The 19,207-nt window shown below is 67.0% G+C and carries 15 protein-coding genes; 10 read left to right on the top strand and 5 right to left on the bottom strand.

Features of this window, described 5'->3' with window-relative positions:
• The first annotated feature begins 2 nt into the window (after positions 1 to 2).
• The 6 genes from THSYN_RS17145 (at position 3) to THSYN_RS17120 (ending at position 8,561) form a co-directional block, all read left to right on the top strand.
• Positions 3 to 3,152 (top strand): efflux RND transporter permease subunit, encoded by a 3,150-nt coding sequence (locus tag THSYN_RS17145; protein ID WP_100920204.1) that lies wholly within the window; start codon positions 3 to 5, stop codon positions 3,150 to 3,152.
• Positions 3,153 to 3,204: 52 nt separating this feature from the next.
• A complete protein-coding gene (locus tag THSYN_RS17140; RefSeq protein ID WP_100920203.1) occupies positions 3,205 to 4,476 on the top strand; it encodes an AAA family ATPase in 1,272 nt (423 codons plus the stop codon).
• Positions 4,476 to 4,979, top strand: coding sequence for a hypothetical protein (locus THSYN_RS17135; protein ID WP_100920202.1), 504 nt, complete (start codon positions 4,476 to 4,478; stop codon positions 4,977 to 4,979). Before THSYN_RS17140 ends, THSYN_RS17135 begins: the two co-directional genes overlap by 1 nt.
• 407 nt (positions 4,980 to 5,386) lie before the next feature.
• A complete protein-coding gene (locus tag THSYN_RS17130) occupies positions 5,387 to 6,307 on the top strand; it encodes an Rpn family recombination-promoting nuclease/putative transposase (RefSeq protein ID WP_100920201.1) in 921 nt (306 codons plus the stop codon).
• A gap of 484 nt (positions 6,308 to 6,791) precedes the next feature.
• Positions 6,792 to 7,907, top strand: a complete 1,116-nt coding sequence (locus tag THSYN_RS17125) for an SUMF1/EgtB/PvdO family nonheme iron enzyme (protein ID WP_100920200.1) — start codon at positions 6,792 to 6,794, stop codon at positions 7,905 to 7,907.
• 330 nt (positions 7,908 to 8,237) lie between these two features.
• Positions 8,238 to 8,561, top strand: a complete 324-nt coding sequence (locus tag THSYN_RS17120) for a hypothetical protein (protein ID WP_100920199.1) — start codon at positions 8,238 to 8,240, stop codon at positions 8,559 to 8,561.
• A 495-nt stretch (positions 8,562 to 9,056) separates the two neighbouring features.
• Here the strand turns inward: THSYN_RS17120 and THSYN_RS17110 are convergent, their stop codons facing one another.
• The 4 genes from THSYN_RS17110 to THSYN_RS17095 form a co-directional block, all read right to left on the bottom strand.
• Positions 9,057 to 9,470 (bottom strand): DUF4143 domain-containing protein, encoded by a 414-nt coding sequence (locus THSYN_RS17110; protein WP_236848958.1) that lies wholly within the window; start codon positions 9,468 to 9,470, stop codon positions 9,057 to 9,059.
• A 23-nt stretch (positions 9,471 to 9,493) separates the two neighbouring features.
• Complete coding sequence (locus THSYN_RS17105; RefSeq protein ID WP_100920196.1) at positions 9,494 to 9,877, bottom strand: AAA family ATPase; 384 nt, start codon at positions 9,875 to 9,877, stop codon at positions 9,494 to 9,496.
• Between the two features lie 178 nt (positions 9,878 to 10,055).
• Positions 10,056 to 11,435, bottom strand: coding sequence for a glutathione-disulfide reductase (gorA, locus tag THSYN_RS17100; RefSeq protein ID WP_100920195.1), 1,380 nt, complete (start codon positions 11,433 to 11,435; stop codon positions 10,056 to 10,058).
• Between the two features lie 173 nt (positions 11,436 to 11,608).
• Positions 11,609 to 12,349: a glutathione peroxidase gene (locus THSYN_RS17095; protein WP_100920194.1), complete on the bottom strand. Its 741-nt coding sequence runs from the start codon at positions 12,347 to 12,349 to the stop codon at positions 11,609 to 11,611.
• Between the two features lie 202 nt (positions 12,350 to 12,551).
• Here THSYN_RS17095 and THSYN_RS17090 point away from each other — a divergent pair, with 202 nt between their 5' ends.
• Both THSYN_RS17090 and THSYN_RS17085 read left to right on the top strand, forming a co-directional pair.
• Complete coding sequence (locus tag THSYN_RS17090) at positions 12,552 to 13,583, top strand: glycosyltransferase family 4 protein (RefSeq protein ID WP_100920193.1); 1,032 nt, start codon at positions 12,552 to 12,554, stop codon at positions 13,581 to 13,583.
• 204 nt (positions 13,584 to 13,787) lie between these two features.
• Entirely contained in the window at positions 13,788 to 15,245 is a 1,458-nt protein-coding gene (locus THSYN_RS17085) for an O-antigen ligase family protein (protein WP_236848591.1), read from the top strand.
• A 242-nt stretch (positions 15,246 to 15,487) separates the two neighbouring features.
• Here the strand turns inward: THSYN_RS17085 and THSYN_RS17080 are convergent, their stop codons facing one another.
• On the bottom strand, positions 15,488 to 16,597 hold the full coding sequence (locus THSYN_RS17080; protein WP_100920192.1) for a glycosyltransferase family protein: 1,110 nt from the start codon (positions 16,595 to 16,597) through the stop codon (positions 15,488 to 15,490).
• Positions 16,598 to 16,907: 310 nt separating this feature from the next.
• Here THSYN_RS17080 and THSYN_RS17075 point away from each other — a divergent pair, with 310 nt between their 5' ends.
• Together THSYN_RS17075 and THSYN_RS17070 are read left to right on the top strand one after the other, a co-directional pair.
• The gene (locus THSYN_RS17075; protein WP_100920191.1) at positions 16,908 to 17,657 is read left to right on the top strand and encodes an acyltransferase; all 750 of its coding nucleotides are present in this window, start codon (positions 16,908 to 16,910) and stop codon (positions 17,655 to 17,657) included.
• 83 nt (positions 17,658 to 17,740) lie between these two features.
• Positions 17,741 to 19,204, top strand: coding sequence for a lipopolysaccharide biosynthesis protein (locus tag THSYN_RS17070; protein ID WP_100920190.1), 1,464 nt, complete (start codon positions 17,741 to 17,743; stop codon positions 19,202 to 19,204).
• Positions 19,205 to 19,207 lie beyond the last annotated feature (3 nt).

Here is a 19,207-nt window from a genome sequence, read left to right as displayed (position 1 = left end):
CTATGAACGTCTCCGCCTGGTCCATCCGTCACCCGGTCCCCGCCATCCTCCTGTTCGGGCTCCTGACGATCTTCGGGATCATGGGGTTCCGGGCCCTGCCGATTCAGAACTTCCCGGACGTCGAACTCCCCACCATCACCATCAACGCGAGCCTGGAGGGGTCGGACCCGACCCAACTGGAGACCGAGGTCGCGCGTAAGATCGAGGACCAGATCGCCTCGCTGGGCGGCATCGAGCATATCCGCACCACCGTTGCCGACGGCTCCGCCACCATCCGGGTCGAGTTCCAGATCGACAAGGACACCGAGGTGGCCCTGAACGAGGTGCGCAACGCGGTCGACAGTGTGCGCGCCGACCTGCCGCAGGACATGACGGACCCGATCGTCTCCAAGGTCACCACCGCCGGCTCGCCCATCGCGACCTATACCGTGGCCTCCCCGCGGATGGACGAGTCGGCCCTGTCCTGGTTCGTCGACAACGAGGTCGCCAAGGCGCTGCTGGCGGTCAAGGGAGTGGGCCGGGTGGCACGGGTGGGGGGCGTGGATCGGGAGGTCCATGTGGATCTCGACAGCGCCAGGATGCAGTCGCTGGGGGTGACGGCCGAGGCCATCTCCGCCCAGTTGAAGCGCGTCCAGCAGGACGCCTCCGGCGGGCGCGGGGACATCGGCGGGGCCGTGCAGTCGGTGCGCAGCTTAGGCGCCGTGGACACCGTGGCCGGGATCGCGGAGTTGACGATTCCGCTGCCGGACGGTCGCCGGGTGCGCCTGCAGGACTTGGGCACCATCAGCGACAGCTTTGCCGAGCGCGGCTCCTACGCCCTGCTGGACGAGGCCCCGGTGGTCGCCTTCGAGGTGACCCGGATCAAGGGGGCCGGCGAGGTGGCGGTCGCGCGGGCGGTCAAGGCGGCCCTGGATCACCTGGGCGTCCTGTTCCCCCAGGTACAGATCCGGGAGGCCTACAACACCGTCGACCCGGTGTATGACAACTACCTGGGGTCCATGGAACTGCTCTACGAGGGCGCGCTGCTGGCGATCCTGGTGGTCTGGTGGTTCCTGCGTGACTGGCGCGCCACCCTGATCGCGGCCGTCGCCCTGCCGCTCTCGATCATCCCTACGTTCGCCGTCATGCTGGTGCTGGGGTTCAGCCTGAACGTCCTGACCCTGCTCGCCCTGGCGCTGGTGGTCGGCATCCTGGTGGACGATGCCATCGTCGAGATCGAGAACATCGTGCGTCACCTGCGCATGGGCAAACCGCCCTTCCAGGCGGCGATGGAGGCGGCGGACGAGATCGGGCTTGCGGTCATCGCGACCACCTTCACCCTGGTCGCGGTCTTTCTGCCGACCGCCTTCATGGGCGGGGTGCCGGGCAAGTTCTTCGTCCAGTTCGGGATCACCGCCGCGGTGGCGGTGGTTGCCTCGCTCATGGTGGCGCGCCTGCTGACCCCCATGATGGCCGCCTATTTCCTGAAGCCCCATCCGGAGGGCAATACCGACAGCTTTATCATGACCCGCTATCTGGCCGCCGCCGGCTGGTGCCTGGACCATCGCAAGACGACCGCGCTGGTCGCCATCGCGTTCTTCGTCGGGTCCATGCAACTGATCCCGCTGCTGCCCAAGGGCTTCGTACCGGCGGCGGACCGCGGACTCTTCAGCGTCAAGCTGGAGTTGCCGCCCGGCAGTTCACTGGACGACACGCGACGCGCGGCGCAGCAGGCGCGGCGGCTGATCGCGCCCGTCCCGGAGGTCACCGGCATCTTCACAGCGGTGGGCAGCGCCTCCGGTGCCGGTCCGATGGGGGACGGCGCGGCCAAGGACGTGCGCCTGGCGAACCTGAGCCTGAAGCTCATCTATCGGCACGACCGCGCCCGTACCCAGCCGCAGATCGAGCGCGAGGTCCGCGAGCGCCTGCGGGTACTCCCCGGCACCCGGGTCTCCATCGGCGCCGGCCAGAGCGGGGAGAAGCTCCAGATTACGCTGGCGAGCGACGACCCCAACGCGCTCGCCACCGCCGCGCAGGCGGTGGTGCGGGACCTGCGTACCCTGCAGGGGATCGGCAACGTGACCTCCGGGGCCAGCCTGCAGCGCCCGGAGATCCAGATCCGGCCCGATTTCGCCCGCGCCGCGGACCTGGGTGTGACCACCTCCGCCCTGGCCGGCGCGGTGCGGGTCGCGACCTCCGGTGACTTCAAGGTCAACCTGCCCAAGCTCAACCTGCCGCAGCGCCAGATCCCCATCCGCGTGCGCCTGGACCGGTCGCTGCGTACGGACCTTGACGCCATCGCCCAGTTGCGCGTCCCGGCCACGACCGGTTCGGTGCCGCTCTCCGCGGTGGCGGCGCTCGCGCTCGGCAGCGGGTCGGCCCAGATCGACCGGGTGGACCGGATGCGGACCGTCACCATTGATGTGGAACTCGGCGGGCGCCTCTTCGGTTCAGTCCTGGACGAGGCCGAGGCCCTGCCCGCGCTCCAGGACCTGCCGCCCGCCGTGACCCGGATCGCGCAGGGCGACGCCCAGCGCATGAATGAGCTCTTCGCCTCCTTCGGCACCGCCATGCTGATCGGCGTGCTCTGTATCTATGTGGTGCTGGTCCTGCTCTTCCATGACTTCCTGCAACCCGTCACTATCCTGACCGCGCTCCCGCTCTCATTGGGCGGGGCCTTCATCGCCCTGCTGCTGACCCACAACAGCTTCTCCATGCCGTCCATCATTGGCGTCCTGATGCTGATGGGCATCGTCACCAAGAACTCCATCCTGTTGGTGGAATACGCCATCGTGGCGCGGCGCGAACGCGGGATGGAGCGCCGCCCCGCCATCCTGGACGCCTGCCACAAACGCGCCCGCCCCATCGTCATGACCACCATCGCCATGGGCGCCGGCATGTTGCCGGTGGCGCTCGGGCTCGGCGCCGAACCGAGCTTCCGCTCCCCGATGGCGATTGCAGTCATCGGCGGGCTCATTACCTCGACCTTCCTGAGCCTGCTGGTCATCCCGGTCGTCTTCACCTATGTCGATGACCTGCTGCGCCTGCTGCGGCGGCTGGTGCCGCGGGGGCAGCGGGGGCGGGCGGACGAGGCGCTGCCCGGCCAGTCCCCGCTCCCGACGGCCTTGCGGATGCTTGGCGAGCAGCGTCCCGGCGTGGATGCCGGAACCTAAGGCGCGGGTGGTCAGGCCCACCGCATTCGCCCCCTGTCAAAGGTAGAAGCCGATGATCAAAGAACTTCGGGTCGCACAGTGGAAGAGTTTCGATCACGCGACCCTCTATATCGACCCGCTTACGATCGTCATCGGCACCAATGCCAGTGGTAAGTCCAATCTGTTGGAAGCGCTGTCGTTCCTGCAGCGGATCGCGTCGGGTATCGACGTCGATCAAGCGATCAAAGGCAACGATGCCCTGTCTCCGCTCCGGGGTGGAGCGGAGTGGATCTGCCGCAGGCCGGCGCTGGAGTTCACGCTGGAGGTGCTGATCGGCGTTTCCGAACGCCAGGACCTTCGTTATCGGATCAGGGTCCGAACGGAGGGCGTGACGACGGAAACGGTCGACGAGGAGCTGACCGAGATCGCGTATGCGTCGGGCGCGGCAGCGGCCGCCGAGAAGCCGCTGATTTGGCGGCAACCAACGAAAGCCGCAGTGACCGCGCGCGAGCAAGGGATTACCGTCGGAGGTTACGCGATCCACGCGGGTAGCGCTCGTCCACCGACGCAACTCGCTATTTTGGGCCGTGTCTCCAGTATCCTGCCAGTGGTGGACGGTTTGATCCGAGAAATGGAAGCGGCTGACGCGGCAAGGCTCGTTGCGCAACACTTGAATCAGATCTTCGTTTTCGATCCCATCCCAAGTCAGATGCGGAACTATTCGGCGTTGTCGGAGCGCTTGATGGCTGACGGTGCCAACCTCGCGGGTGTCGTCGCCGCCCTCGATCCGCAGCGCCATACCGCGGTTGAGCAAACCCTGACCCGCTATCTCAAGACCCTTCCAGAGCGGGATATCAAACGCGTCTGGGCCGAGCCCGTCGGCAGGCTCAGTACCGACGCCATGCTCTATTGCGAGGAAGGCTGGGAAGGCGCCGCCAGTCACGAAATCGATGCCCGCGGCATGTCCGACGGCACCCTGCGCTATCTTGCCATCGTCACGGCAATGTTGATCCGCCCCCCCGGCAGCCTGCTGGTCATCGAGGACGTGGACAACGGGCTTCACCCCTCCCGCGCCGGTCTCTTGATCGAGATGCTGCGGACCCTGGGCAAGGAGCGTGGCATCGACGTCATCGTCACGACCCACAACCCGGCGCTGTTGGACGCCGCCGGAGTCCGGATGTTGCCCTTCATCACCGTAGCCCACCGCGATAGCGTCACCGGGGCCAGCCGCCTGACTCAACTGGAAGATATCAAACAGTTGCCGAAACTAATGGCCGGGGGAGCGTTGGGCCAACTGGCCACGGCAGGGCGTATTGAATCGGCTATTGAACAGGGCGGTGATTGATGCGCAAAGTCCTGATCATCGATACCAGCATTCTCTGCGTCTGGCTGGATGTCCCTGGGAAAGAGACCTGCGGTCCAGACCACGATCGCTGGGACCGCCCGCGAGTGGATGAGAAGATTCACGCCGAGGCGCGAGCGGGCACCACTTTTGTCCTGCCCTTGGCCTCGATCATCGAAACCGGCAATCACATCGCCCAAGCGCCCCGTAGCCGCAAGGAGCGGGCGGACGCCTTGGCTGATCTGATCCGCAAGAGTGCGGATGAAGAGACACCCTGGGCCGCCTTCGCCCATCAGTCGGAGCTTTGGTCGTCCGCAAGGCTCAAGACCCTGGCTGATACCTGGCCGGCGCTGGCCGCCAAGCAAATATCCATGGGGGACATCACCATCAAGGATGTGGCGGAATACCATGCACCCAGTTGCCGAGTGGAGATTCTGACTGGTGACCTGGGCTTGAAGGGCTACGAGCCCGCGGCACCGCCGGAGATTCCACGGCGGCGCAAATAAATCTGCTGGTTAGCATCATCGCGGGCGTCATCCGGACGGTTAACATGCTGTAAACGCTAAGTCTTCGATTATTTTTGTTAATTTGCGGCTAAACTGATCTTCCTGGGTATTCAAAGGCCCCGTCCGCCTAGGCTGTTCAATCTGAGCCATTTCATGCAGTTTTTCGTCCCCCGCCTTCCGGTGCGCACATTGGGCGTAAGCAACTGATTACAAATGGTACTTATGCCTCTTGGCGCGACAGAAAACGCATGACGGACTTGTGCTCCCAGAGGCGCAGAATGAACACCCTACCGTCCGCCCACCCCTCTTGATCCCAAGCATCAACCCAAGGCAGCAGCGACGATGACATCAACTATCACGCAACGACGCCGCCGCGACCAGCCGGCGCCATACGCGGGCCCACGCCCATGACCCGCCCCCGCCGCCTGATCAGCTTCGACTGGGCGATGAAGCGCCTCCTGCGCAGCAAGGCCCACTTCGGCATCCTTGAAGGGTTCTTGAGCGAGCTGCTGCGCGAGGACATTCAGATCCTCGAAGTCCTGGAGGGCGAAAGCAACAAGGATACGGCGCTCGACAAACAGAACCGGGTGGACCTGAAGGCGCGCAATGCCGGCGGCGAGATCATCCTCATTGAGGTGCAGTACCAGCGGCAGTTCGACTATTTGCAGCGGATTCTGCACAGTACGGCGCGCACCTTGGTGGAAAACCTCCAGGAGGGCCAGCCCTATGGCGAGGTCGTCAAGGTCATCTCGGTCAGTATTCTGTATTTCGACCTGGGGCAGGGCGAAGATTATGTCTATCACGGCGCCACCCGCTTTATCGGGATGCATCGCCACGATGAATTGCAACTGAGCGAGGCGCAGCAGGACCTTTACCGGCGCCAGGAACCCCATGCGCTGTTCCCGGAATACTATCTGATCAAGGTCAACCAGTTCGACGACGTGGCCCGCGACTCCCTGGACGAGTGGATCTATTTCCTCAAGCACGAGGAGGTGCCGGACGGCTTCCGGGCGCGGGGACTGCAAGAGGCCAAGGAGCAGTTGGATATCCTGCGGCTCCCGGAGGCCGAACGGCAGGCCTATGAGCGTTATCAGGACGATCTGCACCAGCAGGCGAGCATGGTGCAGTCATCCTATGGCTGGGGGATGCACCAGGGGCTGAAATTGGGGCGGGAGGAGGGCCGGGAGGAGGGCCGAGAGGAAGGGCAGCAGCAGGAGCGACTGCGCATTGCCCGCAGCCTCCTGGGGCTGATCACCGATGACCGGCTGCTGGCCGAGAAGACCGGCTTGAGCGAGGCGCAGGTCAAGGAGTTGCGGGAGGGGAATTGAGTGCGGACATACCACGGACCGGAGGTCGAGGCTTTACCGTGAAAGTCGCGCCGGGAGCGCGCTCCAATTCCCCCTCTCCCTCTGGGAGAGGGCGGGGTGAGGGAACGGCCATGGCGCCCGCAACTTTCATCTTTCGGGGTGGCGCGGGCGCCATGGCCGTTAGCCGGACGCGGCGGCCTGGATCATCGTTCCGGCCGGCCGTGATCGGTCCGCATAGCGGACCAGCGGCCTCGCGGTCAGCGCAGTGGCCGGGATTATGATCAAGGCCGACGCGCGTCGCCGCCTGACCGCCCGCGAGGCGGATGACTTGCCGCGGCCCTGCCCCGGGGCGGTAAAATCGCCGCGCGAAAACCGCAGGCGCAGGGGAACATCGGCATGACGGTCAGGCGGATCATCGGCACTGGGCTCACCGATGGCCGGGGGCCGTGAAATGCCTCAAGGACCATTTCATCCCGCGACTTGAACGCAACATGGGAGACCCACGATGACTGGCCGGAAGATCGTATCTGACCCCAACATTATGAAAGGCGAGCCGATTGTCGCCGGGACGCGGATCACCGTGCGCTCGATCCTGGAGCGCCAGGCGGCCGGCGAGTCGGACGCGCAGATCATTGAGGTCTACCCGATCCTGGTGCCGGACGATCTGCGCGCCGCACAGCGATTCGCCGCGGAGATGCTGGGTGCGGGTCCGGTGCGGCGGGTGGAGACACCGCCCCCGCCGGTGGCGCCCGAGTTACCGGACATCCACGGCTGGCCCGCCGCCAAGGTCCAGGAGCTGCAACGGTCCGTCGCCCAGGCCCTGGGGCGGCCCGTCGTCTTCCGTGATCCCCTTAATTCGCCAGTGAAACTGCCACGAAGTTTCTTTGCCGGGGTCTTAGGAAAGGCCGCGATGGTGATCGACCAGGGTCCCGAGATGGTTATCATCCCCGCCGGCCGCTTCCTCATGGGTTCGCCGGCGGGGGAGGCGCAGCGCTTTGACTTTGAAGGCCCCCAGCATCCGGTGACCATCTCCCGCCCCTTTGCCATCGGGCGCTATGCCGTCACCTTCGACGATTACGACGCCTTTTGTGCCGCCACCGGGCGGGACAAGGGCGATGAGGGCTGGGGTCGCGGTCGCCGTCCCGTCGTCGATGTGACCTGGGACGACGCGCTGGCCTACTGCCAATGGCTGTTTGCGCAGACCGGTCGGCCCTATCGCTTGCCCACGGAGGCAGAGTGGGAATACGCCTGCCGGGCCGGGACTGCGTCCCCCTTCCACTTCGGCGAGACCCTCTCGACCGGCCAGGCCAACTACGTTGACAAGACAGTTCCGGTAGGCAGCCTCCCGCCTAACCCCTGGGGCCTGTGCGAGATGCACGGCAACGTCTGCGAGTGGTGTCAGGATTGGTGGTTTGGGCACTATGAGGCGGGGCCAATCGCCGACCCTGGCGGTCCTGCCTCAGGCGGGTGTCGTGTCCTGCGCGGCGGCAGTTGGTTCTACGGGGCGCGGGACCTGCGCTCCGCGTACCGCTCCCACTTCGCCCCCGGCCTCCGCCACCTCTTCGACGGTTTCCGGCTTGCCCTAGGTCCCGAGCTAAGGCAGGCCAGGCCAGCCGGCTAGGGAGCGGGGCCTGACTGCCCGCGCAGGGAGCGAGCAGGGCGAGCGCAAGGCGCGGGCGGTCCGGCCCCGCGGTGCCCCAGGCCGCGCCCCCAGGAGTCCAAGGCTTCAGCCTTGCCGGTCCTCCAAGGCTGAAGCCTTGGACTCCTGGGCTGACCCGCCCGGCCGCGCTATGCTTGCGCTCAACATAGCGCCAGCCCAGTCAATCGGAGGTCGAGGCTTCAGCCGGACCCGTGCCCGACCCCGGCACAGGTCTGTAATTGCGCGCCCACCGGCTGAAGCCTCGACCTCCGGTGGGCGTCGGCGGCCGGAACCTGGATCAAGGCCGGTGCCGTGCTCCACCTCAACCTGGCAATCAGTATGCTCCACCGCCACCTGACCCATGAGCCACTGACCCTCGCCGCGATCGACGATGTGATTGCCCGCGGGCGCTGGGACGATTGGGCCGAACTGCGCCGCGCCGCGCTCGCTGATCGGCACGTGCTGGAACAAATCCGGCGCATCTGCCTGGCCCGGGTCGCTGACCCGGCCTTGATCATAAATCCGCCCAAGACTGTCCTCTTGATGTGGGTATTCGCGCACAAGGCCATGTTCTGCAAGGGGTCGGATGCCTCGGGGCTGAACGGGGTGGGCGGATTTATGATCAAGGCCCGCTGACCCCTATGCCCAGCGTTATCACTTCTGGATGCACTATGCCGACGCGCACCTTGCCTGAGTGGGAGACCGTGCTGTCGTCCGCCGCCCGCTTGCAGCGTATCCTGCCGGATGCGGTGCTGGTCGGCGGCACGGCCGCGGCCATCCACGTCGGGCACCGTTTTTCACGCGATGCCGACCGCTGCCCTATGACCTGGACGAGGTCGAGCCCACACTTGCGGAATATAAGAACCTCGATCCGCGCTGGCACCATTGGGGGGCGGTCAGGGCCGTCTGTGCTCAAGTCGCGATGGCGATCTTCGACCGCGTTTGCCAGATGCAGTAACCAGTCAGCCCAGGAAGAGCATTTCTCACACAGAGACACAAAGATCACAAAGATCTTCAACGCGATATGTAGGTCGAGGAGATCACCCGTGCGGTGATCGGCCCAACGCCTTCAATGATTTGTTTTTCTTTGTGTTCTTTGTGTCTTTGTGTGAGCAATTCCCGGATTTTGGGTCAGCCAAGCAACCCCGCGATCCACTCCGGGAACCGCTGCCAGGGAATCGCCCGGTTGCCGCCCGGCAGCGCGCGTTCCTCCTCGGTGGTGCAGACCAGCAGGCCCTCCGGCGCGGACTCGGCGCCCATCAGGGCCTTGAGCCGGTTCAGCGGGTCCAGATGCCGCGCGGTCGGGGTCGCGGTGAGCTTGATCTCGACGGGGTGCAGTCGGGTGCCGACCTGGATCAGCAGGTCGACCTCCAGTCCGTCGTGGGTGCGCCAGTAGAAGAGGTCCGGCTTGCGCCCGCGGGCGGCGAAGGCCTTGATCGCCTCGGTCACCACCCAGCCCTCGAACAAGGCGCCGCCCAGGGGACCGGCCAGGGCCGCCGCGCCGTCGGGCTGGCGGGTCAGGGTGGTCACGAGCGCCGCGTCCAGGAAGTAGAGTTTGGGGCTCTTGATCAGCCGCTTGCCGAAGTTGCGGAAATAGGGCGCATCAGCTCGAACTGCTGGGAGCCGGTCAGCAGCCAGCGGCCGAGCGCCTGGCTGTCTGGTGAGGCCCCGGCGTCGATGCGCATCTTGAGATAGGGAAGAAGCTCCGGCAGGTACTGGATCTCGTCCAGGATCAGGGGCCGGTCCTTGAAGCGGTTCAGGAAGCCCAGCGGGTCGCCGCGGGCGAAGTCACGCTCCAGGGGGTCATCAAAGGTGACATAGTCGCACCGATCACCGTATTCCTGGCGCAGGAAGGTGGTCTTGCCGGACTGGCGCGGACCGGTCAGAAGGACCGCCGGGAAGGCGGCGAGTGCCTCGCGCAGGGTGGGGCTCAGGGTGCGTTGGATGTACATCCTGACGAGAATAAAATTGGATTTTCATTTCGTCAAGGATGCGGGCAGGGGGTTCGATCGGAACTGATGTGGCGACTGAGGGCCCGGGTACGCTTTCGTTGTCGTTGTCGTTGTCGTAATCGAATAATCCGACCACGATTACGACAACGACAACGACGGGCGGGACGCCTCGCCTCCCTCAGGGTAAGGCATCGCCGGGCCGCCGCACCGGGACCTTCAGCGTCACCAGTTCCTCCGCGCTGGTCGGGTGGATGGCGACGGTGTCGTCCAGATCCGCCTTGGTGGCGCCCATCTTGAGCGCCACGGCGAAGCCCTGGAGCATCTCGTCGACCCCGTCGCCGATGAGATGGATGCCGACCACGCGCTCTTCGGGACCGGTGCAGACGAGCTTCATGGCGGTCTCGGGGCCGTGCTCGTTGAGCGCATAGCGCATGGGGGTGAAGCGGGTCTCGTAGACGGTCAGGGTGTCGCCGTAGCGGGCGCGGGCCTCCGGCTCGGTGAGACCGACCCGGCCGACCGGCGGGTGGGAGAAGACCACGGTGGGGACGTTGTCGTAGTCGAGTTTCAGCTCGGTCTCGCCGTTGAACAGGCGCCGCGCCAGGCGGCGGCCGGCGGCGATGGCGACCGGGGTCAGCGGCTCGCGGCCGGTGACGTCGCCGATGGCATAGACGCCTGCCACGTTGGTGTTCTGGAAGGCGTCGACCTTGATCAGTCGGTTGGGCGCGACCTCGACCCCGGCCGCCTCCAGGCCCAGGTCGGCGCTGTTGGGCGCCCGGCCCACGGCCCAGATGATGGTGTCGAAACCGGTCAGCGGCTCGCCGGTGCGCGGGATCAGCGCCAGCCCGTCGGCCCGCCGCTCCAGCGCCGAGACCTCGAACTGGAGACCCAGGCGGATGCCGTCCCGGCTCATGGTCTGGGCCAGGGCCTCACCGACCATCGGGTCGAAGAGCCACAGCACGCGCTCCTCCAGGGCGACCACGGTCACCTCCGAGCCCAGCGCGCGCAGCACGCCGGCCAATTCGACGCCGACATAGCCGCCGCCGATGATCGCGACGCGGCGCGGCTGCTGCGCGAGTTCAAAAAAACCGTCCGAGGTGATGCCAAGCTCGGCCCCGGGCATCCGCGGGACCAGGGGGCGGCTGCCGGTGGCGATCACGATGTGGTCGGCGCTGTAGCGGTTGCCCTCGACCTCGATGGTGCGGGCATCGACCAGGCGCGCATGACCGCTGATGTCGGTGATGCCTTCCTGCTTCACATAGCCGTCCCAGTAGTCGTTGATGCGCTCGACGAACTGGTTGCGCCCGCCGACCAGGGTCGACCAGTCGAAATACTGGTCCTTGGTGCGCACGCCGAAACCAGCGCCGTCGCGCACCGCCTGGGCCAATTGCGCCGCGTACCACATGACCTTCTTGGGCACGCAGCCGCGGTTGACACAGGTCCCGCCCAGGGGGCCCGGGTCGATGACCGCGACCCGCCGCCCCAGTTGGGCGGCCTGCTCAGCCGCCGCCAGGCCGCCGCTGCCGCCGCCGATGGCGATCAGATCGAAGTGTTGGCTCATTGCGTGGTGCTCCGGGGTATTTGGGGATTTGCTCACGCGCAGACGCAAAGACGCGGAGCATCAAGAACGAAGTCGCGGTGCGGGCCAGTCGATCCCGGGGGTGAACGGCGCACCGCTGACAGCGAACCCAATGCCCTTGGCGTCTTTGTGTCTTGGTGAGAAACCTGCTTCCGTCAGGCCGCGCGCTTGGCCAGCCACTCGGCCAGCTTGTCGGACCCGCCGATCAACTCGCCGTTGATGTAGACCTGGGGCACGCTGGACGCCCCGGCGACCGCGCGCAGGGTCTCGTCGGTGTAGTCGCGGTTGAGCACCAGCTCCTCGTAGACGATGCCGGCCTCCTGCAGAGCGGCCTTGGCCTTGGCGCAGAAGGGGCAGCCGTTGCGGCTGAAGACCGTCACGTCCAAGGGCTTGGGTGCCTTGGGTGCCACATAGGCGAGCATGGTGTCGGCGTCGGAGACCTGGAAGGGGTCGCCCGGCAGGTCCGGCTCGATGAACATGCGCTCGACCACCCCGTCGCGCACCAGCATGGAGTAGCGCCAGGAGCGCTTGCCGAAGCCCAGGTCCGCCTTGTCGACCAGGAGCCCCATGCCGGCGGTAAATTCGCCGTTGCCGTCCGGGAGGAAGGTGATGGCGTTCGCGTGCTGGGCCTTCTGCCACTCGTTCATCACGAAGGTGTCATTGACCGAGAGGCAGACCACCGTGTCGACCCCCGCCGCCTTGAAGGCCGGGACCAACTGGTTGTAGCGCGGCACATGGGACGAGGAGCAGGTGGGGGTGTAGGCCCCCGGCAGGGAGAAGACCACGACGGTCTTGCCGGCGAACACCTGGTCGGTGGTCACGTCCACCCACTCGGTCCCCTGACGGGTGTGGAACACTACCTGCGGGACGCGCTTTCCGGTACGATCTTCTAACATTTCTGAGGTCTCCTGGGTTGATAAGGGGTTGCTGAGCCGCGGCTCGTCAAGTCTCGGCGCGGGATGACCCCGCCCATGTGGTGCACTATACGGAAGGGGGAATGATTCGGAAAATGGATTATAAATATCGTTACGATCGCCTAAACCTATCAATGGCCCCGGCGGGCAGCGACCGGTCCGACCGGACGGCGCTGGTGCGGCCATGAGCCCGGCCGCCCCGGGGGCCATCTGGCTGCTGCTGGACAGCCGCAGTTTCGGCGGGGTCGAGTCCCATGTGCTGACCCTGGCCGCCGCCCTGCACGCCCGCAATATGCCGGTGCGGGTGGTCTTTCTCAAGGACCACGGCCCCCACCCCATGGCGGCGGCCCTGGCCGGGCAGGGGATCGCCTGCGATGTACTCGCGGGCGGCTGGCGGGGTCTGCGCGCCGCCCTGGCCGCGGTGCCGCCCGGGCTGCTGCACACCCATGGCTATAAGGTGGGGGTCTTCGGCCGGGTCGCGGCCCGCCTGGGGGGGTTCCCCTGCGTGAGTACCTACCATGCCGGCGAGCCGGGTCCGGGGATGGTGCGTTACTACAACATCCTGGACCGGGCGACCGCCGGGCTTGCCGGCGGCATCGTGGCGGTGAGTCGGCCGATCGCCGACCGGCTGCCCCGCCGGACCCGGGTGATCGACAACTTCGTACCCCTGGCGGCGGGGCCGACGCGGTGGCCGCGGGCGGCCGCCTTCGTCGGGCGCCTCAGCCATGAGAAGGGCCCGGATCTCTTCTGTCGCCTGAGCGGGCAGGTGCCGGGGGTCGAGTTCGTGCTCTACGGGGACGGTCCCCTGGGTGCCGAGCTGCGGGCCGCCTACCCGCGGGTGCGCTTCGCCGGCCAGCAGCCTTCGATGGCAGGGGTCTGGGATGAGATCGGGCTCCTGTGCATGACGTCGCGTCACGAGGGCCTGCCGATGGCCGCGCTGGAGGCGATGGCCCACGGGGTGCCGGTGGCCGCCTTCGCGGTCGGCGGCCTGCCGGGCCTGATCGACGCGGGGCGCAACGGCTGGCTGGTGCCGCCGCTCGACCTGCCGGCCTTCGCCGCGGCGGTCCGCGCCTGGGCGGACCTGGACGCGGCGGGCCGGGTCGCGTGCAGCCGCGCGGCGCAGGCCACGATTGCTGCCCGCTATACCCCGGAGGCGGTCCTGCCGCGCCTCCTGGAGGTCTATCGGGAGGCCGGCTGGCGGCCTGCCGGTGGCTGAGTAGTGAGTCCAGGTCAAGTAAAACACAAATGCAATCGTTGTCGTAGTCGTAATCGGACAAGCGATGCAATTTAGGGTGCGAGAGAATCCAGGGTTCTACGATAATCTCGACAACGACAACGACAACGACAACGACAACGACAACGACAACGACAACGACCATGGCGCTTAAAGCAATCCCTGTCGTCCCGGCCTGAGGCGTCCATGCGTATCCCGACCGACACCAAGTGGCGCCAGATCATCATCGCCGTGGCGGCCTGTCTGCTGGTCTGGCTGGCCTGGCGGGGGCTGCCGAACCCGGCGGTGGCCTTTATCATCGCCATAGTCCCGCTCGCGGTCATCGGCGTCTTTCGCGCCCCGGTGCTGGTGGTGCTGCTGTTCGTGTGCTTCTCCTTCTTCCGGCTGCACGAGGCCTTCCCGCTGCTCTATCAGCTCAAGATCCCCAAGCTGCTGTCGCTCGCGGCCATCAGCGTTCTGTTCTGGAACATTTTCATCGCCGAGACCATCAAGCCCTATTGGCGCTTCGAGTTCACCCCACTGACGATCTTCATCGTCCTCATCACCGTCGGCGTGCCCCTGGCAACCAATGTCGCGGAGGCCCAGAACTACTATACCCAGGTCTATTCCAAGATCGTGCTGATGCTTTTCATCGTCGCCTGGCTGCTGCGTGAGGAAAAGGACTTTCTGCTTGGGGTGCGCATGATAGTGATCTCCGGTATCGCCATTGCCTATGTCGCGATCTACAACAAACTCAACGGGATCGGGCTGGTGGAGGAGACGCGCGTGACGATCGGCCGCGAGATCGACTCCTCGCTCGGCGACCCGAACGACCTGTCCTCGGTGCTCCAGTTCCCCTTGAGCTTTGCCGTCGCCTTCGTGCTCACCGCGCGTACCGGGTTCTTCAACCGGTTGCTGGGGCTCGTGGGGATCGTGATGCTGATGTACGCGATCCTCGCCACCCAGAGCCGCGGGGCCTTGTTGGGGGTGATGTCGGTGTTCGGGCTCTACGGCTGGCGCTATGTCAAGAACAAGCTCTTGTTCGTCGGCGGCGGGGGGCTGGCGGCCATGGTGCTGTACGTGGCCGCGGGAGTGGGGAGCCGCAAGACCGCCCAGTCCTCGGACGGCGGCCTCGATACCTCCTCGGAGCAGCGTCTGCACGCCTGGGAGGCGGCCATCGGCATGGCCACCGCCTATCCCATCTTCGGCGTCGGCCTGCACAGCTATTACAGCAACTATTATGCCTTCACCCCGAAGTGGGACGGCCTCAACCATGCCGTGCACAGCACCTGGTTCGGCGTCCTGGCCGAGAGCGGCTATATCGGATTCATCTTCTTCATCACCCTTTTCGTCGGCCTGATCCGCTCCGGCATCAGGAATATGAAGACCGTAGACCGTCACGCCGCGACCATCTCGCCGGCGGTGAGCGTGGCGACCCAGGGGGCACTGATGGGGCTGGTGGGGACCGCGGTCTCGGGTTCCTTCCTGACCATGGGCTTTACCTGGCCCATCTATATCGCCGCCGCCTTCGTGATCTCCATCGCCCAGTTCCTGGAGGACAGTTACGGCGCGCAGGACGGCAAGGCGGTGCCGGCGGCGCCGAAGAAACCCAGTCGCCTGGAGCGGCTCCGGGCGCGGCTCAAGGCGGGCCGTGCCAAGCGGTAACGCGGCGGCAAGACCGGGCGACGAGACAGTGATTAGTCGCGCATGATGGAAGTGCCCGGACCAGTGGCGCAGGGTGCGCCGTGCGCACCTTGAGCGGCTGCGGTCGATCGCCGCGGCCAGGGTTTCGGTTGGCACCATGGGGCGCACGGCGCACCCCAGGGTCGCGGTGCGGTCAATGGTCCGAGCATTTCCAGCGTGCGGTACTGGTGCCTTGCGGCTTGTGGCTGCAAGCGCGGGCGCGCTCAGCCGGGACTCGTCATGAGCGCCGTCCCCGGGTCCCGATACAGTGCCAAGAGTCGATCGGCGATCCGCGTGAGCCCGAAACCGGCCGCCACCCGCGCCTGCAGGTCCAGCGCGAGCCGCTCCGACCAGGGGCCTTGGGCGAGTGCCGCGGCCAAGGCCGCGGCCCCGGCGGCCGGGTCATCGGCGGGGATCCGGATCAGGTCGCCGGTCAGGCCCAGGGTGTCGAACAGGGGGTCGTGCCGATGGGCGTAGACGATGGGCAGGAGCCCCTGGTTCAGGCACTCGAGATAGGCGTTGGAGAGGCCCTCGACGCCGGAGATGGCGAAGAAATAGTGGGCCGCGGACAGTTCGTCCAGCAGTTGTTCTTTAGTGAGGTGGCCGAGCAGCGCCGCCTGGGGAATGGTCGCCGCGACCGCCTGGCACTGGGCCACATAGTCGGCGTCGTATTCCCAGTAGTCGTCGGTGAGCGAACCCGCTAAACGCAGGCGCAGGCCGGCACGCACCACCTCCGGTAAGGCGGCAAAGAGGCGCAGGACCTCCAATTGGCCCTTGCGCGGACAGACCACGCCGGAGAGGACCAGGGTCCGGCCCCCGGTGTCCGGCGGGCGGGGCCGGGGCGGGGCGACGGCATTGGGGATGTTGACCAGGCGCGGGCGGGCGGGCGCCACCAGGTCGTCCGGGTTCTGGACGATCCAGGCGGAGAGTTGCCGCAGCGCCAGGCGCTGCAGCCGGCTGCCCCGCCCGTCGAGCAGGGTGGCCGGGTCGTCGTGGCCCTTCTGCGTCATGTGCAGGAAGACCCGGATGCCCAAGAGGCGCAGTAGCGGGGTCAGGTGGACGACATAGTTGTGCCCATGGAAGTGTACGGCCTGGATGCGTTCGCGCAGGCAGCAGAGCAGCACGGCCCGCCATACCCGCTTGGCCTGCCACACGTCCAGGCGTCGGCGCAGGGGCGGCGGGTAGGGCGGGGGGATCGTCGGTCCCTGGTCCAGTGAGATTGCCTGGACCCGGACCCCGGGGCGGGTGTTCAACTCGGCCGCGAGCATCAGGGCCTGGCGCGCCCGACCCGAGTGCAGGGGCGGGGCGTTGAAGAGTACATAGAGGATACGCATGCAATGCCCCCGTCGTGGATCGAGTCCTTTGGCTTAAGCGACCATTCGAGATTATGCCTGACGGACCGGGCGTCGTTGTCGTTGTCGTGGTCGGATTATTCGATTACGACAACGACAGGGTACCCGGGATCTCGCTCGCCACATCAGTTCTGATGGCGCCCGCCCGGGGCGGGACGCCCCGGCTCCCGTGCCGGGACGCCCCGGCTCCCGTGTCGGGACGCCCCGACTCCCGTGCCGGTTGCTTGCCCGCCGACAATCACTGACAATCCCCGCCGTCTTGCCGCCACCGGAGCCCCGCTACCCCTACCCCATGGCCGTCGGAACCCTCAAACATTGGGTCAAGCGCCGGGACCATCCGGTCTCGCGCCTGCTGTATCGGCTCGCCAGGGCGGCGCGGACCTTCGAGGTCCCCGTGATCCCCGGGCTGCACCGCGCCCTCTATCACTTGCATCGCGGCAGCCTCGCGGCGCTCGCCAATCTGTTGCGCGTGTTCTATTACACGCCGCTGTTCAAGAGCCAACTGGAGGGGCCGGCACCGCGGCTCTATCTCTACAGCGGGATGCCGCTGGTGACCGGCGCTCTGCGCATCCGTCTGGGTGCGGACTGCCGGGTGTCGGGCATCACCACCCTGTCCGGGCGGACCAGCGGGACGGCCACGCCCAGCCTGGAGGTGGGGTCGAACGTGGATATCGGCTGGCAGAACACGATCGCGGTGGGTCGCCGGGTGGTCCTGGGTGACAATGTGCGCCTGGCCGGGCAGTGCTTCCTGGCCGGCTATCCGGGCCATCCGCTGGACCCCGCGGCGCGGGCCCAAGGCCTGGCGGAGACCGAGGATCAGGTCGGCGACATCATCCTGGAGGACGACGTGTGGCTGACGACCGGTGTGACGGTCATGGCGGGGGTGCGCATCGGCCGGGGTACGGTGGTGGCCGCCGGGAGCGTGGTCACCAAGGACCTGCCGCCGCTGGTGCTGGCGGGCGGGGTGCCGGCGCGGGTGATTCGCCCGCTCGCGCCCGCCGCACCCCCGCCGGGCGGATCAGGCGACGCACACCGCGCATGAAGGCGCCGACGAACAATGCCCGGGCGCGGCACTGAACGCCGGATGATGGGCCGCAACTCCACCGCGCCCTGCCGCTGCCGCCCGTGATCAAGTCGACCCTGATCTACGCCGGCAGCTATGTGCTGATGCGCAGCGTCTCCTTCCTGACCCTGCCCTATGTGGCGCGGGTCCTGGGTCCCGTGGAGTTCGGGCGGCTCGATCTCCTGGTGACCGCCACCCAGGCGGTGGGTCTGCTGGCCGGTTTCGGGATCATGGAGGCGGTGCTGCGCTACGCCAGCACCGACGAGCGGTCCGCCCCCGGGGCGCCGCTGGACGCGCGGGCGGCCAAGGCCAACGGGCTCGGGCTTACCCTGCTCTGTGGTCTGCTGTTCCTGGGTGCCCTGTTGGCCGTGGCGCCCTGGCTCGCGCGGGTGCTGCCGGGCGCTCAGGAGGCGGACCTGCTCCGCCTGGCGATGCTCGCGGGGGTGGCCTCGGCCTGGATCGCCCTGCCCAACGTGATCCTGCGGATGCAGGACCGGGCGGCGGCCTATGCGAGCTTTATGGTCGTCTACGCACTCCTGCAGGCGGGCGGGAACGTCATCGCCGTCTATCTGGGCTACGGCATCTTCGGCATCATGGCGGTGAGCGCCGGGTCGGCCTGCCTGATGGCCTGCGTGGCGGTGGTGCAGCAGATTCGCGACAGCGGCATCGCCCTGGAGCCGCGGGCGGTGCGCCCGCTGCTGCTCTTCGGCCTGCCCATCCTGGGCAGCGGGGTGGCCGCCTTCATGATGAACGGGATGGAGCGCTGGGTGCTGGCCGCGCACCTGGACCCGCTGGACTATGGTCACTATGCGGCGGCGGTGAAGCTGTTCGTGCTGTGCGTGATCGCCTTCCAGCCCTTCGGCCTGTGGTGGGGCGCCCAGCGCTACCGGTTGCTGGCGGGCCCGGACGGGGAGCGGCGGCTGGTCTACTACGCGACCCTGGGGATCCTGCTCCAGTTTCTGCTCTGCACCACGGTGTCGCTGCTCAATCCGCTGCTGCTCGATGTGCTCTTCGGTGCGGCCTTCGCGGTCCCGGCCTGGTGGACCAGCGCGCTGCTGCTGGTCCTCTTGATGCGCAGCGTCGCGGACCTGACGTCCATGGGCCTGTTCCTGGGGGAGCGCAGCCATGAGCAGATGATCATCCAGTATGCCGCCGCCGCGGTGACGGTGACGGGGCTCTTCACCCTGATCCCCCGCTTCGGCTTCCCCGGCCTGATCCTGGCCCTCACGGCCGGGGCCGCCCTGCGTCTGGTGCTGAGCTACCGCCTGAGCCAGCGCCGCCGGCCCTTGCCCTATCCGGTGTCCGCCGTTGCGGTCCTGTTCGCGGTCTATCTGGCGGCGTCCTATGGCTTCGCGACCCGCTTGACGGGGGTCGGCCCGGTCGCGCTGGTGGGGGCCGCCGCGGCGGTGCTGGCCCTGATGACCGCGCTGGCCTATGTCACCGGGCGCTCGGTCCTGGTGCCGCGGGGCGCAAGGCCCGACACGATGCGAGAACCGGCGGGAGATCGAGTACGTAGACAGGATTAACCG

Origin of the sequence: Candidatus Thiodictyon syntrophicum (assembly GCF_002813775.1) — a bacterium.
GTDB classification, from domain to species: domain Bacteria; phylum Pseudomonadota; class Gammaproteobacteria; order Chromatiales; family Chromatiaceae; genus Thiodictyon; species Thiodictyon syntrophicum.
This window is presented reverse-complemented; position numbering and strand designations above follow the sequence as displayed.

Bases quoted from the DNA above. Each gene is read 5' to 3' on its own strand.
- THSYN_RS17145 (WP_100920204.1), top strand. From the start codon at position 3: ATGAACGTCTCCGCCTGGTCCATCCGTCACCCGGTCCCCGCCATCCTC.
- THSYN_RS17140 (WP_100920203.1), top strand. From the start codon at position 3,205: ATGATCAAAGAACTTCGGGTCGCACAGTGGAAGAGTTTCGATCACGCG.
- THSYN_RS17135 (WP_100920202.1), top strand. From the start codon at position 4,476: ATGCGCAAAGTCCTGATCATCGATACCAGCATTCTCTGCGTCTGGCTG.
- THSYN_RS17130 (WP_100920201.1), top strand. From the start codon at position 5,387: ATGACCCGCCCCCGCCGCCTGATCAGCTTCGACTGGGCGATGAAGCGC.
- THSYN_RS17125 (WP_100920200.1), top strand. From the start codon at position 6,792: ATGACTGGCCGGAAGATCGTATCTGACCCCAACATTATGAAAGGCGAG.
- THSYN_RS17105 (WP_100920196.1), bottom strand. From the start codon at position 9,877: ATGTACATCCAACGCACCCTGAGCCCCACCCTGCGCGAGGCACTCGCC.
- gorA (WP_100920195.1), bottom strand. From the start codon at position 11,435: ATGAGCCAACACTTCGATCTGATCGCCATCGGCGGCGGCAGCGGCGGC.
- THSYN_RS17095 (WP_100920194.1), bottom strand. From the start codon at position 12,349: ATGTTAGAAGATCGTACCGGAAAGCGCGTCCCGCAGGTAGTGTTCCAC.
- THSYN_RS17090 (WP_100920193.1), top strand. From the start codon at position 12,552: ATGAGCCCGGCCGCCCCGGGGGCCATCTGGCTGCTGCTGGACAGCCGC.
- THSYN_RS17085 (WP_236848591.1), top strand. From the start codon at position 13,788: ATGCGTATCCCGACCGACACCAAGTGGCGCCAGATCATCATCGCCGTG.
- THSYN_RS17080 (WP_100920192.1), bottom strand. From the start codon at position 16,597: ATGCGTATCCTCTATGTACTCTTCAACGCCCCGCCCCTGCACTCGGGT.
- THSYN_RS17075 (WP_100920191.1), top strand. From the start codon at position 16,908: ATGGCCGTCGGAACCCTCAAACATTGGGTCAAGCGCCGGGACCATCCG.